This is a genomic window from Kribbella sp. NPDC049174 (assembly GCF_043197365.1).
GTDB lineage: Bacteria > Actinomycetota > Actinomycetes > Propionibacteriales > Kribbellaceae > Kribbella.
The window spans coordinates 1-19,756 of record NZ_JBICSZ010000014.1 but is presented as its reverse complement, the minus strand read 5'-3'; the positions used below and the strand labels follow the sequence as shown (position 1 = coordinate 19,756).

The window sequence follows — 19,756 nt, the reverse complement described above, 5'->3', positions numbered from 1 at the left end:
TCCGACGTAGCAGGTGACTACGGAGGAGGTGCCCGATGGCGAGACCGGAACAGGTTCTGCGGACTTACATCACGCTGACGGTGATGTCGACGGCCGCGTCGTCGATGATCTGGGGCGTCAACACGCTGTTCCTGCTGGATGCCGGGTTGAGCATCGGGCAGGCGTTCGTGGCCAACGCGTTCTTCACCGTAGGGATGGTGTTGTTCGAGGTCCCCACCGGTGTCGTCGCGGACACGGTCGGGCGGCGTACGTCGTACCTCCTCGGGACGATCACCTTGATCGGGTCCACATTGCTCTATCTGCTGTTGTGGCAGCGGACCGGTGCGCCGTTCGCGGCGTGGGCGGTGGCGTCGATGCTGCTCGGGCTGGGGTTCACGTTCTTCAGCGGTGCGACCGAGGCGTGGCTGGTGGACGGGCTGCACGCGACCGGGTACCGCGGCTCGTTGGACGCGGCGTTCGCCAAGGGGCAGATCGCGAGCGGGGTGGCGATGCTGGGCGGCTCGATCGGCGGCGGTCTGCTGGCGCAGTGGACGAATCTCGGTGTCCCGTACGCCGTTCGTGCTGCCCTGCTCGGGGCCACGTTCGTGGTGGCGTGGCGGGCGATGTACGACATCGGCTTCACGCCGAAGCCGCGGGTGTCGGTTGTCGCGGAGATGCGCGGAATTCTGCGGTCGTCGCTGGACCACGGTCTGCTGAACCCGCCGGTGCGGTGGGTGATGCTCGCCGCGCCCTTCACCGCAGGTGTGAGCGTCTACGGTTTCTATGCCGCGCAGCCTTACCTGCTGGAGTTGTACGGCAGCAGCGACTCGTATGCGATCGCGGGCTTGAGCGCCGGTTTGGTTGCTGGTGCGCAGATCCTGGGTGGCGCCTCGGCGTCGTACGTGGCGCGGGTGTTCCGTCGCCGTACGTCGGTCATGCTTGCCGCCGTGGGGTCGGTCGTCGTCGTGCTGGTCCTGATCGGTCTGACGACGAGCTTCTGGGCCGCGTTCGTTCTGCTGGCCGTCTGGAGCGTGGTGTTCGCGGCGGTGACGCCGGTCCGGCAGGCGTACCTCAACGAGCTGATCCCGTCGGCGCAGCGGGCGACCGTACTGTCCTCGGACAGCCTGCTCGGGTCGAGCGGCGGTGTGGTCATCCAGCCGACCCTCGGCCGTGCCGCGGACGTCTGGGGCTACGGCCCGGCGTACCTGATCGGCGCTTCCATCCAGCTCCTGGCGCTGCCGTTCATCCTGCTGGCTCGTCGCGCCCAGCCGGAAAATGAGCGTGCTCGCGAGACGGTCGGCGTTTAGCGTTGGCGCCGTGACGGTGCGGATGATGGTGCTCAACGGTGGGTCCAGCTCGGGCAAGTCGGGGATCGTGCGGTGCTTGCAGGCGGTGTTGCCGGAGCCGTGGCTGGCCTTCGGGGTGGACAGCTTCGTCGAGGCGCTGCCGGCGGCGATGCAGGACTCGGACGCGGGCATCGAGTTCAAGCCGGACGGTGACATCGCCGTCGGGCCGGTGTTCCGGCAGCTCGACGCGGCCTGGGTGCAGGGGATCGTCGCAATGTGCCGGGCCGGGGCGCGCGTGATCGTCGACGACGTGTTCCTCGGCGGAGCGGGCTCGCAGCAGCGCTGGCGCGACGCGGTCGGCGACCTCGAGGTGCTCTGGGTCGGCGTGCGCTGTGACGCGCAGGTCGCCGCCGGCCGCGAGCTGGCCCGCGGAGACCGGGTCACCGGCATGGCCGCCCTGCAGGCCGCCATCGTCCACGAGGGCGTGAAGTACGACGTGGAAGTCGACACCACCCACACCGAGTCGGTCGACTGCGCCCGCACGATCGCCCGCCACCTGACCTGACGGTTACTCGTAGCGCAGAGCGTCCGCGGCCGGGATTCGGGTTGCCAGTCGGGCGGGCAGGCTGGTCGCGATGACGACCAGGAGGATGGTTCCGACCGGGACGAGCGCGAGCCACCACCACGGCGCGATCACCCGATCCTCGCTGCTCCCACCGGCGATCCCGTAGACAGCGACGTACAAGACGATGCCCGCCGGTATCGACACGATCGCCGCGACTACGGCGAGTGCGGTGTGCGCGCTGACCAGGCTCGCCGCGATCTGCCGAGGCGTCAGGCCGATGGTCTTCAGTACGCCGTAGTCGCGGACGCGCTCGCGGACCGACAAGAGTGCGACCGCAACCAGGGTTGTCGCCGTGATCAGCAGCAGTACGGCGTCGAGGGTGTAGACGAGCACCGGGAGCTCACGCGGGACATCGCTGACGGTGCCCGGCGTCTGCGCCTGGAGACTTGCCTGCATCGAGAGCGCGAACACGATCGCCGCCCCGGTGACTGCAATCGCTGCCGCCAACCGGATGGCTCGGTGTCGCCGGGTGAGCAGGTCCTTGAGACCCAGTGAGAGCGGGAGCGGGAGAGCGAGCCGGTTGGTCAGTCGGGAAAGGCGTGATCGCGAGGCGGGCGCGGGAGCGCCGGACTGGATCGCGTGCAGGACGCTGAAGCGGGTACTGCGCCGGGTCGAAGAGCTGGCGCTGCCCAGCAGGACGAGCAGCACCGGGAGTGCCGCCACGAGGAGATGCCAGGGGTTTGCCGCGGTCGTCGGCGCGCCCAGCATCGTCGCACCGCTGGACGCAGCCAACTCCGGTGCAAGGACGAGGCCGACCGCGAAGCCGAGCACCACCGCAACCAGGCCGAGTACGGCGGACTCGAGCGCGAACACGGCAACGACCTGGCGTGGCGTGACGCCCACGGCCTTCAGCAGACCGATCTCGCGGTGCTGTGCACTGGCCCGCGCGGCGACCAGGATCGCCACGACGGCGAAGACCACCGCAAGCAAGACGATTGTGTACGTCGTCAGGACGAGCCGCGTCGGCGCCGAGTCCTGGAGTGCACTCGTGCGCTGGTCCTCCCAGGTTTCGACGGCGGCCGTGCCGGCAGGTAGCGCGGCAGTTGCTCGCTCCGCGAAGGCCGGTGCGGCGGCCGGATCGGTCAGCCGGACCGCTTGGGTCCAGCGCCAGCGGCTGCTGTCGGGCTGGATCCGCTCGAGGGTGGCGGGAGTGACCCAGGCCAGCCCGGGATTCCGGCGCGGGTAGCGCGGTTGGCCGGGGGAGACCGCGGTGCCGACGACGGGCAGTTCGATCGAGCCGTCGGGGGTGGCGAGGCGCAGCGTCGTACCGACGGAGAGGCCGAGCGCGTCGGCGAAGCTTCGCTCGAGCACGATTCCGTTGGCCGGTTGGATCGAGCCCTCGATCGGCACCGGTTTGTCGACCTGTGCCGGGGATGATGGTGCCGCGAGCTGCAGCCGGTCGGGTCGGCCGATCAGGGCGGTGTTCGCGTTCGGCACCGGATCGCCTCGTTCGGCGACGCCGGGGAGGCTCGCGACCGTGCGTGCGTCGGCTGCCGACTGCACGTTCGCGAAGGCATGTGCGCCGTTCGCCGCCTCGAAGGTGCGCTGCCACGGATCCCGCGCGGTCGCGCCGACCTCGAGCGCGAGCACGATCGTGGCGGCCGCGGCGCTGCAGAGCAGAACGGTGAGCGCGCTCGCGAGCAGTCTCGAGCGCATGCCTGCGAAGGCGAGTCTGACCAAGGTGATGGTCATAACGGCCCGCCTGCGTCGAACGGCAGCGTGACCGGTCGAGCCGGCTGCAGGTCGGTGTCGTCGAACACCAGTCCGTCGCGAAGGGTGATCACGCGGTCCGCGGCGGCCGCCACGCGGGCGTCGTGGGTGACGAGAAGGAGGGTCTGGCCACGGTCGCGGGCGGCGCGTAGCAGGGCGAGCACCTCGCGGGCCGAGGCCGAGTCGAGGTTTCCGGTCGGCTCGTCGCCGAGCAGGATGTCCGGAGTGTTCGCCAGCGCGCGGGCGAGCGCGACCCGCTGCTGCTGTCCGCCGGACAGTTGTGACGGCGCGGCGTCGTACTTGTCTCCGATGCCGAGGTCGCTCAGCAGTTTGCTCGCGGTCTCCCGGGCGTCCTTGCGCCGGCGGCCGACCAGCAGGAGCGGCAGCTCGACGTTCTCGATCGCGGACAGGGTCGGCATCAGGTTGAAGAACTGGAACACGAACCCGATCCGGTCCCGGCGCAGCCGTGCCAGCGCGGTCTCGCTCAGCTGATCGATCCGCTCGCCGCCGAGCCAGACCTCGCCCGACGTCACCCGGTCGAGTCCGGCCAGCAGGTTGAGCAGGGTGGACTTCCCGCAGCCGCTCGGCCCCATGATCGCGACGAACTCGCCCCGCTCGATGGTGAGGTCGACTCCCCGGACGGCGAGGACTTTCGTGTCGCCGGTGTCGTAGGTCTTCGCGAGGCCTCGCGCCTCGAGCACCTGGGTCACGCTGACCCCTCCCGCAGCGGCAGTCGCTGCTCGATCAGGTCGAGCCATTCCAGGTCGGCCTTGAGATGGAGAACCGCGCCTTCGGCCAGCAGTTCGGCGGCCGGCCGCGCGCCGTCGGTGGCCAGCATCGCGTCGAGATCCCGCAGGGACTGCAGGTACTCGCGCCGCTGGCCGGCGATCAGCGCCTTCGGGTCGGCCAGCCCGGCCGACGCCAGAATCACCAGCTTCATGAAGAACTCGTCCTTCAACCGCGTCCCCGGCACCGGTGTCGCGATCCAGTCCGTCAACGCCGCCCGGCCGGCCTCGGTGAGCTCGTACACCCGCTTGCGGCGGCTGTCGCCCTCGACGCTCTGCCCGACGACCAGGCCGTCGCGCTCGAGCCGCGCGAGTGTGGAGTAGATCTGCCCGGCGTTCAGCGCCGGCAGGGTCTCCCCGAACTCCTGCTCGAGGGCCTGCTTGATCTCGTAGCCGTACCGGCTCTCGTCGGCCAGCAACGCAAGGAACAACGACCGCATAGATAGCGAGAATATATACCCGCTATCTATCGCGTCAAGGAGAAGCCGCCTGGGGTTCACTGCGGACCCCGGGCGGTGTTCACCCGCGGTCCGGTTGACTGTCCGTCAGCAACTACTCGCCCAACGTTGTGAGGAGCAGTCGTGGACCGTCGTACCTTTCTTCGCGCGGCAGTGATCGGCACGTCGACATCGGTGGCCTTCGGGTTCAGCGTGGCGCCGGAGGCGCTCGCGTTCCCCGCCCAGACCGGCCCGAGTCCGTACGGCGGCCTGCGGGCGGCCGACTCGAACGGCATCATGCTTCCGCAGGGCTTCACCAGCCGGGTGCTGGCGCGGTCGACGCAGACCGTGTCCGGCACCGGCTACACCTGGCACAGCGCTCCGGACGGTGGCGCGTGCTTCGCCAACGGCACCGGGTGGATCTACGTGTCCAACTCCGAGATGAGCAGCGGGAGTGGCGGTGCCAGCGCCCTGCGGTTCAACAGCAGCGGCTCGATCACCGGCGCCTACCGGATCCTGTCCGGGACCACGCGGAACTGTTCGGGTGGCGCGACACCCTGGGGCACCTGGCTGTCCGGCGAGGAGACCGACCTGGGCTACATCTGGGAGGCCGACCCGACCGGTGCTCAGGCCGCCGTACGGCGTCCCGCCCTCGGCCGGTTCTCACACGAGGCCGCCGCGGTGGACCCGGACCGGCGAGTGATCTACCTGACCGAGGACGTACCCGACGGCGGCTTCTACCGCTTCGTCCCGACGACCTGGGGCAACCTGTCCACGGGCACCTTGCAGGTACTGCGTGAGTCCGGCGGCGCACTGTCCTGGGTGAACATCCCCGACCCGGACGGCAGTCCGACGCGCACCCGCAAGCAGGTCTCAGGGATGAAGATCTTCAACGGTGGCGAGGGGTGCTACTACCGCAACGGCACCTGCTTCTTCACCACGAAGGGCGACAACCGTGTGTGGGCCTACAACGCGGTCAACAACACGATCGCGATCGCGTACGACGACAACCTGACCAGCAACCCGCCATTGACCGGCGTGGACAACATCACCGGCGCGACCGTCGGTGACCTGTACGTCGCCGAGGACGGCGGCACCATGGAGATCTGCATCATCACGCCCAACGACATCGTCGCGCCGTTCCTGCGGGTGACCGGTCAGTCCGGCTCCGAACTGTGCGGTGTGGCGTTCAACCCGGCCGGCAACCGCCTGTACTTCTCGTCCCAGCGCGGTACCAGCGGCTCGAGCAGCGGCGGCATCACCTACGAGGTCACCGGCCCGTTCCGCACCAGCCTCTAGGTCAACGCGGGAAGGACCTGCTGACCGAAGGCCTCGAGGAAGGGTTGCTGGTTCTGGCCGACGTGATGGAGGTAGACCTCGTCGAAGCCGAGATCGGCCACCTCGCGGACGCACTCGACGAACCGCTGCGGTTCTGACGAGATCACCACGCTGCGGCGCATGTCTTCGGGCCGGACATGCGTCGCGGCCAGGTCGAACTCTTCCGCGGTGGCGAGGTTCCAGCACAACGGTGCCTCGAACAGATTCGTCCGCCACTGGTCGAACGCGATGTTCAGCGCCTCGTCCTCGTCCGGCGCCCAGCTCACGTGGATCTGGATCGCGAGCGGTTTGTCGTCGCCGGCGTTCTCGCGGAACGCGGCCACCATCTTCTTCAACATCTCCGGCGGCTGCCAGATCGTCACCAACCCGTCGGCCCATTCACCGGCCCACCGCGCGGTCGCCTCGCTCACCGCGAGCGCCAGCATCCGCGGCGGCTGCTCGGGCAGGGACCACAACCTGGCCCGGTCCACCTGGACCAGGCCGTGGTGGGTGACTTCCTCGCCGGACAGCATCGCGCGAATCACATCGACGGACTCTTTCAAGCGCGCGTTGCGGACGTCCTTGTGCGGCCAGGGCTCGCCGGTGATGTGCTCGTTCATGAACTCGCCGCTGCCGAACCCGGCCGACAACCGCCCGGGGAACATCTCGGCCAGGGTCGCCAGGGCCTGCGCGATGATCGCCGGGTGGTAGCGCTGGCCCGGCGTACTCACGACTCCGACCGGGATCGACGTGGTCGCCATCGCCGCGCCCAACCAGGACAACGCGAATCCGGACTCACCCTGCCGGCGGCTCCACGGCGTGAAGTGGTCCGACGACCACGCCGCCTGGAACCCCGCCTGCTCGGCCAACTGGATGTCCCGCAGCAACTGGCTGGGCGGGATCTGTTCGTGTGACGCGTGCCATCCGACGACGGGCATGCAGAACCTCCGGATCCTTGATCCGCTTGCCGGTGCCCGCCGTGCCGCCGGCGAAACCCGCTAGCGGCCGACTCGGCCGAGGGCCCGCATGCAGTGCTGGCCTAAGTGGACCGGTAGGTACAGTCGATGACGTGCTGACGGCGAAGGGTGCGGCGACGCGCGGGCGGATCGTGGACGCGGCGGCTGCGGAGATTCGGGAACGTGGGATCGCGGCCGTGACGCTCGACGACATCGGGCGGCGCAGTGGGACGGGGAAGAGTCAGTTGTTCCACTACTTTCCCGAGGGTAAGGAGCAGTTGCTGCTCGCGGTGGCCGAGCGCGAGGCAGACCGGGTGATCGAGGATCAGGAGCCGCAGCTCGGGCAGCTGACCTCCTGGGACGCGTGGCACGAGTGGCGTGATGTCGTCGTCGAGAAGTACCGGCGCCAGGGAGTGCACTGCCCGCTCGGAGTGCTGATCACCGAGATCGGCCGGCACAGTCCGGCCGCGCAGGCGGTAACCGGCAAACTTCTCGCCCAGTGGCAGGGCCGGATCCAGGCCGGCATCGAGGACATGAAGGCAGCGGGTGAGATCCGCGCGGACGTCGACCCCGCCCGGGCCGCGGCCGCGCTGATCGCCGCGATCCAGGGCGGGGTCACCATCCTCATGTCGTCGGGCTCGTCCAAGCACCTCGAGTACGCGCTGGATCTGTACCTCGACTACCTGCGGATCAGCTCCAGTTGACGACGGGCCGACGGTATCCATCGGGCTTGTCGCCGACCTTCGCAGCCGGGTTGACCAGCCAGCCCTGGTACTCCGGGGTGAACATCCGGTAGACCGACTCCGGCGGTACGGCGCTCGCCTCGTCGAGAGCGGACCGCAACTCCGCCGGCAGTTCGAAGTCGAGTGCGCCCAGGCTGCTGTCCAACTGTTCCGGACTGCTCGCGCCCACGATCGCCGAAGCGATGCCGGGTTGGGTGGCGACCCAGTTCAGGGCGACCTGGGCCATCGTCACGCCCCGCTTCTCCGCGACGGTCTCGACGGTCTTCAGCAGCTCCCAGTGCTGGTCGGTCCACGCTCGAACGGGTGCGCTGTCGCCGGTGAGCCGACCGGCACCGGCGACGCCCTGGTCGGTGTTGCGGTACTTGCCGGTGAGGAATCCACTGCCGAGCGGGCTCCATGCGGTGATGCCGAGGCCCAACTCCTGGCCGACCGGGACGTGCTCGGTCTCGATCGTCCGCTCGACCAGGGAGTACGGCAGTTGCAGGCTGACCATCGGTGCGAGTCCGTGCGCGTCGGCCAGGGTCTGTGCGCGGGCGGCGTACCAGGCTGGTACGTCGGACAGGCCGGCGTACCGGATCTTGCCTGCGGAGGTGAGGTCGTCGAACGTGCGCAATACCTCTTCGACCGGGGTGATCCGGTCCCAGGTGTGCAGGAGGAACAGGTCGACGTAGTCGGTGCGCAGGCGGCGCAGAGAGTCCTCGACCGCGCGGATCATCGCCTTGCGGCCGTTGCCGCCCGCGTTCGGGTCACCGGGGTCGACGCTGTTGGTGAACTTGGTGGTGAGGACCATCCGTTCCCGGATGCCCGCCTCCTCGAGCAGGCGGCCGAGGATCGTCTCGCTCTCGCCCGCGGTGTAGAAGTCGGCCGTGTCGATGAAGTTGCCGCCGGCATCGACGTACCGCCGGAAGATCGGCCGGGCCTCGTCCTCGGTCTTGCCGTACGCGGCGTGGAAGCCGCCGGTGCCGAAGTTCATCGTGCCCAGTGCCAGCCGGCTGACCCGCAGTCCGGACCTGCCCAGGAGGTAGTAGTGATCAAGTGCCACGTCCTCCATCGTGGCTCGGCGAAAATGGACCCACAAGTACAAAAAGCCCGGATAGCTGCCGGGCGTCGTGAGGATCTGAAAGGCTGGGGCGCGACGTCGGCGAAGGGATCGCAGGGTGGATGGGCTCTCGGAACGGCAGCGGGTGGTTCTCGAGCGGTTGGCTGAGGTGGCTGTTCCGGCGGACGAGTTCCCTTCGGCGGCCGACGTCGGTGCGGTCGCGTTCGTCGAGCGGGTGCTCGCGGCGGATCGGCCGGATTGGCGACCGCGGGTGGAGCGGGCGTTGGAGGTGGCGGGGGACGAGCCGGAGCTCGACGCGGTGCTCGCGGATGAGGACGGTGCTTGGCTCGTCCGGCTGGTCGTGCAGGGGTACTACTCGGGTGACGGGCACATTCCAGATGCCTACGGCAACCAACCGCCGGGCTGGGCCGTCGTCGGCTGGGAGCCCGGTGGCGCCCAGGTGGTGCAGACCGAGTTGGCCATCACGCCGCCGTCGGCGCTGGCCGATCGGTACGACTCGATCGTGATCGGCTCGGGTGCGGGCGGGGGCGCCGCGGCGCAGGTGCTCGCCGAGTCGGGCCGGTCAGTGCTCGTCGTCGAGACCGGCCGCTACCCGACGACGGCGTCGCTGACCCACGACCATCTGCGCAACCCGCGTTCGTGGTCCGCGCTGCCCGCCCCGACGGACCCCGATCCGCACGGTCGACCCCGGATCGCGGTGACGGACGGCGTACGACGAACTGTCCTGCCGCCGGACCCGGGATGGGGCAACAACGCCTTCACCGTCGGCGGTGGCACCCGGGTGTACGGCGCGCAGGCGTGGCGGTTCGTCCCGCGCGACTTCACGATGGCCAGCACCTACGGGGTTCCGGCCGGAAGCAGCTTGGCGGACTGGCCGATCACGTACGACGACCTGGAGCCCTACTACAGCCTGGCCGAGCAGCGATTCGGCGTCAGTGGTGGGGGAGTAGACCCCTGGCACGCCGCACGGTCGATCCCGTTGCCGATGCCGGCCTTGCCGCGGACAGGTCCGGCTCAGCGGCTGGCGGGTGCGGCTGAGCGACTGGGCTGGGGGACTCTCGACGTACCGCTGCTGATCAACTCCGTCGAGTACCAAGGCCGGGCGGGGTGTGTGCGGTGTGGGCAGTGCGTCGGGTTCGCCTGTCCGGTCGAGGCCAAGGGCGGGACGCACAACACCGCATTGCCGGCGGCACTCGCGACGGGCCGGTGCACGTTGGTCACCGAGACGACGGCTGAGCGGCTGGTGACGTCGCATGGCCGGGTCGTCGGGGTTGCGTTGGTCGGGTACGACGAGGCCGGCCGGATCTGGCGTCGTACGGTGAGCTGCGCGGAGGTGGTCGTCGCCGCGGGTGCGACCGAGACGCCACGGTTGCTGCTCAACAGCGCGCACGACGGTGAGCCGGATGGGCTCGGCAACAACCGGGATCAGGTCGGGCGGTATCTGCAGGCGCACGTGTACGCCGGAGCGGTCGGATTGTTCGACGACGAGGTGGCCGATCTGGTCGGTCCCGGGGTGTCGATCGCGACGTGCGACTTCCGGCACGGCAACGACGGACTGGTGGGCGGCGGGATGCTGGCCAACGAGTTCGTCCCGACGCCGGCGGCGACGTACGACTATCTGACCGCGGCCGGGCTGATCCCGCGGGCCGGGGCGGCCGGGAAGCAGGCGATGCGCCGTGAGGCGCGCCGGATGATGCGGGTGGTCGGGCCGATCCAGGAGGTCACGTCAGCGGAGTCCCGGGTGCGGGTGGATCCGGACGTCGTGGACCGGTTCGGGAACCCGGTGGTGGTGCTCAGCGGATCCATTCATCCGGAGGATGTCCGGGCGCATGCGTTCATGAGCGAGAAGGCTCGGCAGTGGCTGGTCGAGGCTGGCGCGGTGCGGACTGCGGTTGGCGGTCTTGGCAGTACGCAGCAGGCGAGTAGTGGGCAGCATCAGGCGGGTAGCTGCCGGATGGGCGATGATCCGGCCCGCTCGGTCACGGATCCGCACGGCCGGGTCTGGGGTCACGACAACGTGTGGATCGCCGATGCCTCGGTGCACGTGACGAACGGCGGGGTGAATCCGGTGCTGACCGTGCTGGCCAACTCCCTCCGCATTGCCGAGGGCATCACCGGCTGACGGTCGGCGGTCGGCGGTTGGCCGGTCGGCGGTTGGCGGTCAGCCGAGGATGCGGGAGATGCCGACGCCGCTGCGGGCGTCGCGCCCGTACTTCGCCAGTTCGGCGGCGAGGTCCAGCCGGCCGACACCGGCCTTGTTCCGGTCCTCGTCGGTGAGCAGCTCCGCCGGGATGATCCAGACGATCTCGAACTCCAGCTCGTTCGGATCCTTGCCGTACAGCGACTTGGTCGTGCCGTGGTCCGACGCCCCGACCAGCGCATCGGCCTCGGCCAGCGTGGTGGCCAGATCCTCGAGGTCGCCGAGGGTGTCCACCTCCCAGGCGAGGTGGTACAGCCCGACCGTGGTCCGGCCGGCGCCGGACGGGCCGGCCTGGGAGCCGAGCTCGAACAGCCCTAGGTCGTGGTCGTTGGTCGATCCCGGCGCGCGCAGGAACGCCGCGCCCTGGAACGAGTCCCCGCCTTCGGTGTACCCGAAGCCGAGCACGTCGCGGTAGAAGGCGACGCTGGCGGCCAGGTCGCGCACGTACAGCACCGCGTGGTTCAACCGGAAGATCGCCATGACGCACTCCTTCTCGACGACTGCACTCCCGATGATAGTTGAAAGCTCAACTGAACACCAGGGCGGGGTGCTATCGGCGAGGTTTCTTGCGTCGGCCGTCGCCAGCCTGCCGTTTGCCGCTGCCGGCCTGTCGTTTGCCAGTGCTGGTCTGCTGCTTGCCGCCGCCCGGCTGTCGCTTGGCGGCGGTCGCTTTGGAGCTCGACTTGGCGTCGCTCGGCTTGGTGGGGGCAGAGCCTCGGCTGGTGTTGACCGTCCGGCCGCGGACGATGCCGATGAACTGCTCCATCAGCTCGGTCGTCTCCTCCTCCGGCCACGCCAACGCGACGCCCGACTCCGGTGCGTCCAGGAGCGGCCGGAAGGTGAGATCCCGCCGGTGATGCAGCCGAGCGAGCGACTGCGGTACGACGACCAGCCCAGTCCCGGCCGCGACGAGTGCGATGGCATCCGCCGTCGTCGCCGGCCGCTCATCGATCACCCGGCCGGGCGGACGCTCCCACTCGAGTACGTCGTCCAGCGGGTGCAGCATCAGTTCGTCCGCCAGATCCTCGGCAGTCACCTCTTCGACCGCCGTCACGACGTGGTCCTTCGGGATCACCACGACCGTCGTCTCGACGTACAAGGGAATCGCGTGCAGACCGGTCCGGTCGATCGGCAACCGCAGCAAGGCAGCATCCGCCTGGCGGCTCCGGACCAGCTCGACGACGTCCGCGGCCGCGACCTGGATGAGTTCGAGTGGGATCCGCGGCGACCGGTCCCGCCAGATCCGCGCCCACTTGGCAGGCGTCACCCCCGGGACATACCCGAGCCTGAACGACGTTTGCGACCCGGTCACGTGGTCAGGCTACCGGGTGTGATCGGCGGCGGTGTCCCCGCTCGCTACCCTTGCGCCATGACGTCGCGTAAGGCAGTCCAGACGATGAAGCCCGCTACGGCGGCGAAGAAGCTGGGCGTGTACCTCCAGGCCACTCCGCCCGACTTCCAGGAGGGCGTCGTGTCCCGCGACGAGCTGAACGCGCTGCAGGCCGACCCGCCTGAGTGGCTGCGCGACCTCCGCCGCGACGGGCCGCACCCGCGGTCCGTGGTCGCCGCCAAGCTGGGCGTGTCCATCAGCGGCCTGGCCCGCGCCGGTATCACCGAGGCCCTCACCACCGAGCAGATCGAAGCCCTCAAGTCGGAGAACCCCGACTGGCTCGAGCACGAGCGCGGCATCCAGGCCGATGTCCGCAGGGAAGCAGCCCGGCTGAAGGAAGAGACCCGCGACTAGGGCTTGTCGGCGGTTTCGGCCTCGACGGTGGCTGCGTAGCTGGCCAGTAGGCGGAGGCGTTCGTCGGTGGGGGAGTTGGGTTCGGCCGTGTAGGAGAACATGGTCCAGCCGGGGTTGGCCGGCAGTTCCATCGCTTCGTAGCTGAGTTCGAGGTCGCCGACGACCGGGTGGTGGATGCGTTTCAGCCCGGTGCGGTGGAAGCGGACGTTCTGCGCGGCCCATCGGGTGCGGAAGTCCTCGCTGCGGGTGGCGAGCTCGCCGATGAGGTCGGTGAGGCCCTTGTCGTGCGGTTTGCGACCCGCGTAGCCGCGGAGGGTGGCGACGATGTCGTCCGCGTTGCGGTCCCAGTCCGGGTAGAAGGTGGTGGCGTCCGGGTTGAGGAAGAAGTAGCGGGCGTTGTTGGCCGGCCGGACCGGATCCTCCAGGATCGGCGCGTACAGGGCACGCCCGAGCGGGTTGGCCGCGATGAAGTCCATCCGCTCGTTCCGGACCCAGGTCGGCGCACCGGTGATCGCATCGAGGAACCGCTGCAGACTCGGCCGGATCTGCGGTTCAGGCCGTACGGCGGCCCGGCGCCGCCGACTCGGGCTGGTCCGGGCCTCGCGGGCCAGGTTGAGCAGGTGCGTGGTCTCGGCGTCGTCCAGCCGCAGTACGCCGGCGATCGAGTCCAGGATCTCGTCGGACACCCCGGCCAGATCGCCACGCTCGAGACGGGCGTAGTAGTCGACGCTCACCCCGGCGAGCAGCGCGACCTCCTCTCGCCGCAGTCCGGGCACCCGCCGGTGCCCGCTGACCGGCAGCCCGGCCTGATCGGGGGTCACCTTGGCGCGCCGGGAGCGGAGGAACTCGCGGACCTCGGTTCGACTGTCCATCCCGCCAGCGTAGATCCCGGTGACGGAACGTGGCAGGCACTGTCAGTCCATGGATCAGCAGCCACTTCCTGCGGCGCCGGTCACGGGGTGTGCTGGTGACAGCGAAAGGAGATTAATGACCACCTGGTTGATCACCGGCTGTTCCACCGGCCTCGGACGAGCTCTCGCCGAGGCGGTGCTAGCGGCCGGCCACAACGCCGTCGTCACCGCCCGCGACCCCGGCACAGTTGCCGACCTGGCCGAGAAATACCCCGGTACGGCGCTCGTCGAGCGACTCGACGTCACGGACCGGGATCAGGTTCGGAGCGTCGTCGGAGCGGCCGAGACGCGCTTCGGTGCTGTCGACGTCCTGGTGAACAACGCTGGGTACGGCTACCGCGCCGCCGTCGAGGAAGGTGACGAGGCCGATGTCGAGCAGTTGTTCGCGACCAACGTCTTCGGGCCGGTGGCGATGATGAAGGCCGTCCTGCCCGGCATGCGGCAGCGTCGTACCGGGGCGATCGTCAACGTCTCGTCCATCGGCGCCAGGATCTGCCCTCCCGGGTCGGGCTACTACTCCGCGACGAAGGCCGCGCTGGAAGGGTTGTCGGGTTCGATGCAGAAGGAGCTCGAACCACTCGGCATCACGGTCACCATCGTCGAGCCGGGCGGGTTCCGGACCGACTTCGCCGGCCGTTCGCTGACCCAGTCCGCGGACGCGATCGCCGACTACGCCGACACCGCCGGCAAGCGACGCAAGGAGCACGACACGATCCACGGCACCCAGCCCGGCGATCCCGCCCGAGCCGCACAGGCCATCCTGACCGCACTCGCCGAGCCCACTCCACCCAAGTTCCTCGTCCTCGGCCAGGACGCGTTCACCGCGATCAACGGCGTCCTCGACGCCGAGCGCAAGCAGCTCGAGCAGTGGAGCAACCTCAGCACCAGCACGAGCTACGAGAACTGAAAGACATCTCATGCAAACAGTCACGCTGAACAACGGCGTCGAGCTACCGATTCTCGGGTTCGGCGTCTTCCAGATCCCGGCGGAGCAGACCGAGCAGGCGGTCAGCGACGCGCTCGCGGCCGGCTACCGCTCGATCGACACCGCGGCCGGCTATCAGAACGAGGAAGCCGTCGGCCTCGCGATCGCGAAGAGCGGCATCCCTCGCGACGAACTGTTCGTCACCACCAAGCTCTGGATCCAGGACGCCGGCGAGGAGAACACCAAGCGGGCCTTCGAGACGTCACTGCGCCGCCTCGGCCTCGACTACCTCGACCTGTACCTGATCCATCAGCCGTACGGCGACTACTACAGCGAGTGGCGCGCGATGCAGGACCTGTACCGCGCGGGCCGGATCCGGGCGATCGGCGTGTCGAACTTCCAGTCCGACCGGCTGATCGACCTGATCCAGCACAACGAGATCACCCCGGCGGTCAACCAGATCGAGGCACATGTGTTCCACCAGCGCCGCGAGGAGCAGGAGCTCATGCGTCAGCACGGCGTACAGCTGGAATCCTGGGGCCCGTTCGCCGAAGGCCGGAACAACCATTTCGCGAACCCGGTGCTGACCGAGATCGGCGCGTCGTACGGCAAGTCGGTCGCCCAGGTCGTACTGCGGTGGCTGGTCCAGCGCGGTGTCGCCGTCATCCCGAAGTCCGTCCGCCCCGACCGGATGGCCGAGAACCTCGACATCTTCGACTTCGAGCTCACCGGCGACGACCTCGCCGGCATCGCAACCCTCGACACCGGCACCAGCCAGTTCTTCGACCACCGAGACCCCGAGATGGTCACCCGCCTCGGCACATCGCGGATCGACTGAATGCCCGCGCACCAACCACCGTCCCGTCGCTTGTTCCTCGCCTTCACCGCGGCGGGACTTGTCGGCACGTCGGCTCTGGCCGCCTGCTCCTCAACGGAGTCCGCGCCAGAGCCGTCGGGCCGACCCGGGCAGGCCCGAGTTCTCCTCGTGTACTTCTCCCGCGCCGGGGAGAACTATCACTACGGCGGCCGGCGGACTCTGGAGGTAGGCAACACCGAGGTCGTGGCCGGGATGGTGAGGGACCTGATCGCCTGTGACGTGCACCGGATCGAGGCCGCCGACCCCTACCCGACCGGGTACGACGAGACCGTCGCGCGGAACGTCCGTGAGCAGAACGCCGACGCACGCCCCGCGATCGCCAACCCGTTGCCGTCGATCGACCAGTACGACGTACTCCTGCTCGGCAGCCCGATCTGGAACGTCCGGCCGCCGATGATCATGGCGACGTTCACCGACGGACACGACTTCAGCGGCAAGACGGTCTACCCGTTCACCACCCACGCCATGAGTGGCCTCGGCCGGGCCGTCGACGACTACACCGCCAACTGCCCCGGCTCGACCATCGGCGAAGGACTGGCAATCCAGGGCGAAACGGTGCAATCCGCCCGCCCACAGGTAGAAGCGTGGCTCCGCCGGACGGGGCTGCTCAGCGAGTAGTGGCTCGTTGGCGGATCATGTAGACGTCGATGGGGTCTTGGTTCTCGACGGTGAAGCCGTGGCGTTCGTAGAGGTGTTGGGCGGGGCTGCCTTGGAGGACGTTGAGGCGCACGGGGACGCCGTCGGCGTCGGCTTGTTCCAGGAGGGTTCGCAGGACGGCTGATCCCAGTCCGCGGCCCTGGAGGTCCGGGGCGAGGTAGAAGTGCTCCAGCCAGCGGCCGTCCTCGGCCGGGCGGACGGTGACGCAGCCGGCGAAGGTGCCGTCGGCCACGATGATCGACGTGTACTGCGGGGAGAAGGAGTCCCGCAGCCGTTGCCGGACCCGGTGCTCGTCGAAGCGGCCCAACCGTTCCAGGTCCGGGCGCATCACCGTCGCCCGCAGTTCCGCGATCGCCTCGACATCGGCCGGCTCGGCGGGACGCAGCGCCCAGTCCACACAACGACCCCAGGTCGCCCGCTGCCGCGCTTCGCCCGACCTCGCACTCGTATTCACGGTCGGAAGTATCTCAATCGCCGGCCGGAGGTTGACCCCTTGGGTTCTGACACTGGGAACCGGGGGTGGTGGGCGTGCAGATTGTCGAGAGCAGTGTGGTGGGGACGCGGTGTGCGGTGTTGCGGTGCACGCGGCGTGGGGGTGGGCCGGTCCTGCGGGTGTTTCCGATGTTGCATGTGGCGGCGCCGGAGTTCTACCGGGAGGTCGAGCGCCGGTTGCGGGAGTGCGACCTGCTGGTGGTCGAGGGGATCGACGGCGACTCGGCGGTCGGTGACGCGCTGATGGCGACGTACAAGGTGATCCCGGCCAACGACGAGTCGGGGCTGGTCGAGGACGACATTCCGTACGGCGACCTCGGCGTACCGATCGTGACGCCGGACGTGACCGCGGGGGAGTTCGACCAAGGGTTCGGCGAGTTGCCGCTGAAGACCCGGCTGCTCACCTGGGCCGCCATCCCGGTGGTGACGGTCGGGCAGTTCTTCGCCGGCCGCCGGGCGATGCTGAACCTCGAGGTGAACGACCTGCTGACCGCGGCCGAGGAGCTCCGCGGCGAGGACCTGGACGCGTTCATGGACCTGCTGCTCGGCCGCCGTGACGACCAGGTGCTGGCCGCGCTGGCCGCGATCGTGCGCGACCGGGCCGAGGAGTCGATCGACGTCGCGGTCGTGTACGGCGCCGCCCACGTCCCGGGCATCCTCCGCGGCCTCTACAAGCTCGGCTACCGGGTCGTCAGCGCCGACTGGGTGATGGCGGTCCCGGCCGAGTGATTAACGGTCCGGACCGAAAACTTACCACGCATTCTTGCTCAGTGGTTGACGTCCCCGGGGCACTGCGCGGTACTTTCGGTCCTGACCGTAAAGGCTGTGGAGGTCCGATGAAGATCAACCGTCTCGTGGTTCCGCTCACCGCGTTCGCCGCATCCGCCGCACTGACCGCCTGTGGCGGATCGGCGGAGGAGTCGTCGGCCAAACCCGTCACGGTGTGGATGTATCCGGTCATCGCCGACGAGAAGGCCGCCACCGCCTACTGGACCCAGGTCGAGAAGGACTTCGAGGCGGCCAACACCGACGTCGACCTGAAGATCGAGCAGCAACCCTGGGCGAACCGGGACCAGAAGCTCGCCACCGCATTCTCGGGCGGCAAGGGCCCGGACGTGCTGCTGCTCGGGCCGGACCAGATCCCGCAGTTCGTCAAGACGGGCTCGCTCGAGCCGATCGACAAGGTGCTCGAGGCGGACAAGTCGAAGTTCCTGCCCGGCGCGCTGAGCGCCCTGACCGTCGACGGCAAGTTGTACGGCGCACCGATCTATCACACTGTCACCACCACGCTCTACAACAAGAAACTGCTCGACAAGGCCGGTATCACGAAGCCGCCGGAGACCTGGGACGAGATCAAGGCGGCCGCGCCGAAACTCAAGCAGGCCGGCGTCGCCACGCTGGACTACTCGGCCTCACCCGAGACCTCGCTGAACCTCAGCTTCTACCCACTGCTCTGGCAGGCCGGCGGCTCGGTGTTCGCCGAGGACGGCAAGAAGGTCGCGTTCAACCAGGCTCCCGGCGTCGAGGCACTGACCTTCATCAAGGGCCTGTACGACGCCGGCGCGATCCCGAAGAGCAGCCTGACCAACGCCAACGTGGTCGCCGACCAGGCGCTCGGCAAGCAGCAGGTCGCGATGGGCTTCACCAACACGCTGATCGATGCCAAGACCGTGAACGCGAGCTGGGGCGCGGCCAATGTGGTCGTCGGCGTACCGCTGGAGAACAAGAAGCGGGTCGGGTTCGGACTGCCCGGCGGGCTCGCGGTGAACGCGGGGTCGAAGAACATCGAGGGTGCGGAGAAGTTCCTCACCTTCATGACCCAGCCGAAGCAGGTGATCAGCCTGGGGACCGCGTCGAACTACCTGTCGCCACGGACCGACGCGCCGGTGCCGGCGTCGGACGACCAGGCGAAGAAGTTCGAGGAAGCCCTGCAGTACGCCTTCCACGGTGAGGTGAACCCGGCCGCCCGGCAGGTGATGGCACTGCTCGCGGTCGAGATCCAGGCCGCGCTGACCGGGAAGAAGACGCCGCAGCAGGCGCTCGACGCGGCAGCGAAGCAAGCCGACGAGCTGCTGTCCAGACAGCGTTGAGGCAGTCATGAGAGTGGTCGACGTCAACCGGATCCTCGGGCCGGTTCCGGTGGGCGACGTACCGAGTCGAGACGTGCCCGGGCTGCTGTCCGAGCTCGACTGGTTGGCCATCGACGCGGCGTGTGTCGTCCATTCGCATGCCCTGTACTACGACCCGGTCACGCCGGCCGACGTACCGGAGCATCCACGGATGACCAGCGTGCCGGTCGTCGTACCCGGGCCGCTGGGTGCGCCGGTGCCCGCGGACGGACGACTTGTGCGGATGTGTCCGGCTGAGCATCGGTATGCGTTGGCCGGGCCGCATGGGCTCCAGCTGGCGCGAGAGCTTGCCGAGCGCAACATCACCGTGCTGCTCGGCTGGGAGTCGACGAGTCCCGGCGAGATCCATCGGCTTGCGACCGAGGTGCCCACGCTGCGGATCGTGCTGATCAACACGGGCTATCGCGCACTCCGGGAGCTCGCCGATCTGATGGATACCCACGCGGAGCTGCGCTTCGACACGGCGAGTCTCTGTGGTCATCTGCAGGTGGAGTGGATGGCGAACCGGTACGGCGCGCACCGTGTGCTGTTCGGCACGGGAGCACCCGAGACCGACGACGCCGGACCGCGGTTTCAGCTCGACCACCTCGAGCTGTCGGTGCAGGACGTCGAGCTGATTGCCGGTGGCAACATCCTGGAGCTGCTCGGTTGACGTCCTCCCCGCCCTGACGGACGGGGATTCCAACAACTACTACGCGGAGGTAGCGTGTTGAGGTTCACGCTTCGGCGAGACCCGTGGGGGCGTCTCTCGGCGTGCGCTGACGGCCCGTCCGGCCGCGATGTTGACTGCCGCGTTCACGTCCGCGTTGGCCTGATGTCCGCAGGCTGCGCACCGGAACACCGCTTGGATGCCCCTATGTTTGTCAAGTGGTCATGCGGCTGCTGGCCGTTGTTGTGCGGCGTTGTCCGGGGCTGGCCGCAGC

22 protein-coding genes are annotated in these 19,756 nt (G+C 68.9%); 12 read left to right on the top strand and 10 right to left on the bottom strand.

From position 1 onward, the window contains the following. Positions 1-35 precede the first annotated feature (35 nt). Both ACGFIF_RS40665 and cpt read left to right on the top strand, forming a co-directional pair. On the top strand, positions 36-1,286 hold the full coding sequence (locus ACGFIF_RS40665; RefSeq protein WP_393162571.1) for an MFS transporter: 1,251 nt from the start codon (positions 36-38) through the stop codon (positions 1,284-1,286). A 10-nt stretch (positions 1,287-1,296) separates the two neighbouring features. Further along, a complete protein-coding gene (cpt, locus tag ACGFIF_RS40660) occupies positions 1,297-1,830 on the top strand; it encodes a chloramphenicol phosphotransferase CPT (RefSeq protein WP_393162569.1) in 534 nt (177 codons plus the stop codon). A 3-nt stretch (positions 1,831-1,833) separates the two neighbouring features. On the opposite strand, the gene ACGFIF_RS40655 is transcribed toward cpt, so the two are convergent. Genes ACGFIF_RS40655 through ACGFIF_RS40645 form a run of 3 tightly spaced genes read right to left on the bottom strand, consistent with a single transcriptional unit; the run spans position 1,834 to position 4,825 of the window. Next, positions 1,834-3,582, bottom strand: coding sequence for an ABC transporter permease (locus tag ACGFIF_RS40655; protein ID WP_393162567.1), 1,749 nt, complete (start codon positions 3,580-3,582; stop codon positions 1,834-1,836). Beyond that, positions 3,579-4,310: an ABC transporter ATP-binding protein gene (locus ACGFIF_RS40650; RefSeq protein WP_393162565.1), complete on the bottom strand. Its 732-nt coding sequence runs from the start codon at positions 4,308-4,310 to the stop codon at positions 3,579-3,581. The genes ACGFIF_RS40655 and ACGFIF_RS40650 overlap by 4 nt, the downstream gene beginning before the upstream one ends. Beyond that, positions 4,307-4,825: a PadR family transcriptional regulator gene (locus ACGFIF_RS40645; RefSeq protein ID WP_393162563.1), complete on the bottom strand. Its 519-nt coding sequence runs from the start codon at positions 4,823-4,825 to the stop codon at positions 4,307-4,309. The genes ACGFIF_RS40650 and ACGFIF_RS40645 overlap by 4 nt, the downstream gene beginning before the upstream one ends. 141 nt (positions 4,826-4,966) lie before the next feature. Between ACGFIF_RS40645 and ACGFIF_RS40640 the strand changes: the two genes are divergently transcribed. After that, positions 4,967-6,121 (top strand): alkaline phosphatase PhoX, encoded by a 1,155-nt coding sequence (locus ACGFIF_RS40640; protein ID WP_393162561.1) that lies wholly within the window; start codon positions 4,967-4,969, stop codon positions 6,119-6,121. On the opposite strand, the gene ACGFIF_RS40635 is transcribed toward ACGFIF_RS40640, so the two are convergent. Then, complete coding sequence (locus ACGFIF_RS40635; RefSeq protein ID WP_393162559.1) at positions 6,118-7,077, bottom strand: TIGR03885 family FMN-dependent LLM class oxidoreductase; 960 nt, start codon at positions 7,075-7,077, stop codon at positions 6,118-6,120. The two genes, ACGFIF_RS40640 and ACGFIF_RS40635, sit on opposite strands and share 4 nt — an antisense overlap. A gap of 131 nt (positions 7,078-7,208) precedes the next feature. Here ACGFIF_RS40635 and ACGFIF_RS40630 point away from each other — a divergent pair, with 131 nt between their 5' ends. Continuing rightward, complete coding sequence (locus ACGFIF_RS40630) at positions 7,209-7,799, top strand: TetR/AcrR family transcriptional regulator (protein WP_393162557.1); 591 nt, start codon at positions 7,209-7,211, stop codon at positions 7,797-7,799. Here ACGFIF_RS40630 and ACGFIF_RS40625 read toward each other — a convergent pair. After that, a complete protein-coding gene (locus ACGFIF_RS40625; RefSeq protein WP_393162555.1) occupies positions 7,786-8,880 on the bottom strand; it encodes an aldo/keto reductase in 1,095 nt (364 codons plus the stop codon). The two genes, ACGFIF_RS40630 and ACGFIF_RS40625, sit on opposite strands and share 14 nt — an antisense overlap. A gap of 115 nt (positions 8,881-8,995) precedes the next feature. Between ACGFIF_RS40625 and ACGFIF_RS40620 the strand changes: the two genes are divergently transcribed. Then, positions 8,996-11,020 (top strand): GMC oxidoreductase, encoded by a 2,025-nt coding sequence (locus tag ACGFIF_RS40620; RefSeq protein ID WP_393162553.1) that lies wholly within the window; start codon positions 8,996-8,998, stop codon positions 11,018-11,020. 39 nt (positions 11,021-11,059) lie between these two features. On the opposite strand, the gene ACGFIF_RS40615 is transcribed toward ACGFIF_RS40620, so the two are convergent. After that, positions 11,060-11,578 carry a VOC family protein gene (locus tag ACGFIF_RS40615; protein WP_393162551.1) on the bottom strand — a complete coding sequence of 173 codons (519 nt, stop codon included), beginning with the start codon at positions 11,576-11,578 and terminating at the stop codon, positions 11,060-11,062. 70 nt (positions 11,579-11,648) lie between these two features. Beyond that, on the bottom strand, positions 11,649-12,410 hold the full coding sequence (locus ACGFIF_RS40610; RefSeq protein ID WP_393162549.1) for a LysR substrate-binding domain-containing protein: 762 nt from the start codon (positions 12,408-12,410) through the stop codon (positions 11,649-11,651). A 57-nt stretch (positions 12,411-12,467) separates the two neighbouring features. On the opposite strand from ACGFIF_RS40610, the gene ACGFIF_RS40605 reads away from it, so the two are divergent. Continuing rightward, the gene (locus ACGFIF_RS40605) at positions 12,468-12,842 is read left to right on the top strand and encodes a DUF5997 family protein (RefSeq protein WP_393162547.1); all 375 of its coding nucleotides are present in this window, start codon (positions 12,468-12,470) and stop codon (positions 12,840-12,842) included. Here ACGFIF_RS40605 and ACGFIF_RS40600 read toward each other — a convergent pair. Further along, a complete protein-coding gene (locus ACGFIF_RS40600; RefSeq protein ID WP_393162545.1) occupies positions 12,839-13,714 on the bottom strand; it encodes a helix-turn-helix domain-containing protein in 876 nt (291 codons plus the stop codon). The two genes, ACGFIF_RS40605 and ACGFIF_RS40600, sit on opposite strands and share 4 nt — an antisense overlap. Before the next feature lie 115 nt (positions 13,715-13,829). Between ACGFIF_RS40600 and ACGFIF_RS40595 the strand changes: the two genes are divergently transcribed. From ACGFIF_RS40595 to ACGFIF_RS40585, 3 genes are read left to right on the top strand one after another with little or no spacing between them, the layout of a single operon-like run. Beyond that, a complete protein-coding gene (locus tag ACGFIF_RS40595; protein ID WP_393162543.1) occupies positions 13,830-14,660 on the top strand; it encodes an oxidoreductase in 831 nt (276 codons plus the stop codon). A gap of 10 nt (positions 14,661-14,670) precedes the next feature. After that, positions 14,671-15,516 (top strand): aldo/keto reductase, encoded by an 846-nt coding sequence (locus tag ACGFIF_RS40590; RefSeq protein ID WP_393162541.1) that lies wholly within the window; start codon positions 14,671-14,673, stop codon positions 15,514-15,516. Beyond that, on the top strand, positions 15,517-16,173 hold the full coding sequence (locus tag ACGFIF_RS40585) for a flavodoxin (protein WP_393162538.1): 657 nt from the start codon (positions 15,517-15,519) through the stop codon (positions 16,171-16,173). It begins immediately after the preceding gene. Here ACGFIF_RS40585 and ACGFIF_RS40580 read toward each other — a convergent pair. After that, positions 16,163-16,666 carry a GNAT family N-acetyltransferase gene (locus tag ACGFIF_RS40580; RefSeq protein WP_393162536.1) on the bottom strand — a complete coding sequence of 168 codons (504 nt, stop codon included), beginning with the start codon at positions 16,664-16,666 and terminating at the stop codon, positions 16,163-16,165. The genes ACGFIF_RS40585 and ACGFIF_RS40580 overlap by 11 nt on opposite strands. Positions 16,667-16,833: 167 nt before the next feature. On the opposite strand from ACGFIF_RS40580, the gene ACGFIF_RS40575 reads away from it, so the two are divergent. The 3 genes from ACGFIF_RS40575 (at position 16,834) to ACGFIF_RS40565 (ending at position 19,485) form a co-directional block, all read left to right on the top strand. Next, a complete protein-coding gene (locus tag ACGFIF_RS40575; protein ID WP_393162534.1) occupies positions 16,834-17,433 on the top strand; it encodes a hypothetical protein in 600 nt (199 codons plus the stop codon). Positions 17,434-17,540: 107 nt separating this feature from the next. Next, positions 17,541-18,794, top strand: coding sequence for an ABC transporter substrate-binding protein (locus tag ACGFIF_RS40570; protein WP_393162532.1), 1,254 nt, complete (start codon positions 17,541-17,543; stop codon positions 18,792-18,794). Positions 18,795-18,801: 7 nt separating this feature from the next. Next, positions 18,802-19,485 carry an amidohydrolase family protein gene (locus tag ACGFIF_RS40565; RefSeq protein ID WP_393162531.1) on the top strand — a complete coding sequence of 228 codons (684 nt, stop codon included), beginning with the start codon at positions 18,802-18,804 and terminating at the stop codon, positions 19,483-19,485. 39 nt (positions 19,486-19,524) lie between these two features. Here ACGFIF_RS40565 and ACGFIF_RS40560 read toward each other — a convergent pair whose 3' ends face one another. Next, positions 19,525-19,674, bottom strand: coding sequence for a zinc ribbon domain-containing protein (locus ACGFIF_RS40560; RefSeq protein ID WP_393162530.1), 150 nt, complete (start codon positions 19,672-19,674; stop codon positions 19,525-19,527). Positions 19,675-19,756: the final 82 nt, after the last annotated feature.

What these genes read in the sequence shown, in the direction of transcription:
- ACGFIF_RS40665 (WP_393162571.1), top strand. Translation starts at nt 36, where the DNA reads ATGGCGAGACCGGAACAGGTTCTGCGGACTTACATCACGCTGACGGTG.
- ACGFIF_RS40655 (WP_393162567.1), bottom strand. Translation starts at nt 3,582, where the DNA reads ATGACCATCACCTTGGTCAGACTCGCCTTCGCAGGCATGCGCTCGAGA.
- ACGFIF_RS40645 (WP_393162563.1), bottom strand. Translation starts at nt 4,825, where the DNA reads ATGCGGTCGTTGTTCCTTGCGTTGCTGGCCGACGAGAGCCGGTACGGC.
- ACGFIF_RS40635 (WP_393162559.1), bottom strand. Translation starts at nt 7,077, where the DNA reads ATGCCCGTCGTCGGATGGCACGCGTCACACGAACAGATCCCGCCCAGC.
- ACGFIF_RS40615 (WP_393162551.1), bottom strand. Translation starts at nt 11,578, where the DNA reads ATGGCGATCTTCCGGTTGAACCACGCGGTGCTGTACGTGCGCGACCTG.
- ACGFIF_RS40605 (WP_393162547.1), top strand. Translation starts at nt 12,468, where the DNA reads ATGACGTCGCGTAAGGCAGTCCAGACGATGAAGCCCGCTACGGCGGCG.
- ACGFIF_RS40600 (WP_393162545.1), bottom strand. Translation starts at nt 13,714, where the DNA reads ATGGACAGTCGAACCGAGGTCCGCGAGTTCCTCCGCTCCCGGCGCGCC.
- ACGFIF_RS40595 (WP_393162543.1), top strand. Translation starts at nt 13,830, where the DNA reads ATGACCACCTGGTTGATCACCGGCTGTTCCACCGGCCTCGGACGAGCT.
- ACGFIF_RS40590 (WP_393162541.1), top strand. Translation starts at nt 14,671, where the DNA reads ATGCAAACAGTCACGCTGAACAACGGCGTCGAGCTACCGATTCTCGGG.
- ACGFIF_RS40585 (WP_393162538.1), top strand. Translation starts at nt 15,517, where the DNA reads ATGCCCGCGCACCAACCACCGTCCCGTCGCTTGTTCCTCGCCTTCACC.
- ACGFIF_RS40575 (WP_393162534.1), top strand. Translation starts at nt 16,834, where the DNA reads ATGTTGCATGTGGCGGCGCCGGAGTTCTACCGGGAGGTCGAGCGCCGG.
- ACGFIF_RS40570 (WP_393162532.1), top strand. Translation starts at nt 17,541, where the DNA reads ATGAAGATCAACCGTCTCGTGGTTCCGCTCACCGCGTTCGCCGCATCC.
- ACGFIF_RS40565 (WP_393162531.1), top strand. Translation starts at nt 18,802, where the DNA reads ATGAGAGTGGTCGACGTCAACCGGATCCTCGGGCCGGTTCCGGTGGGC.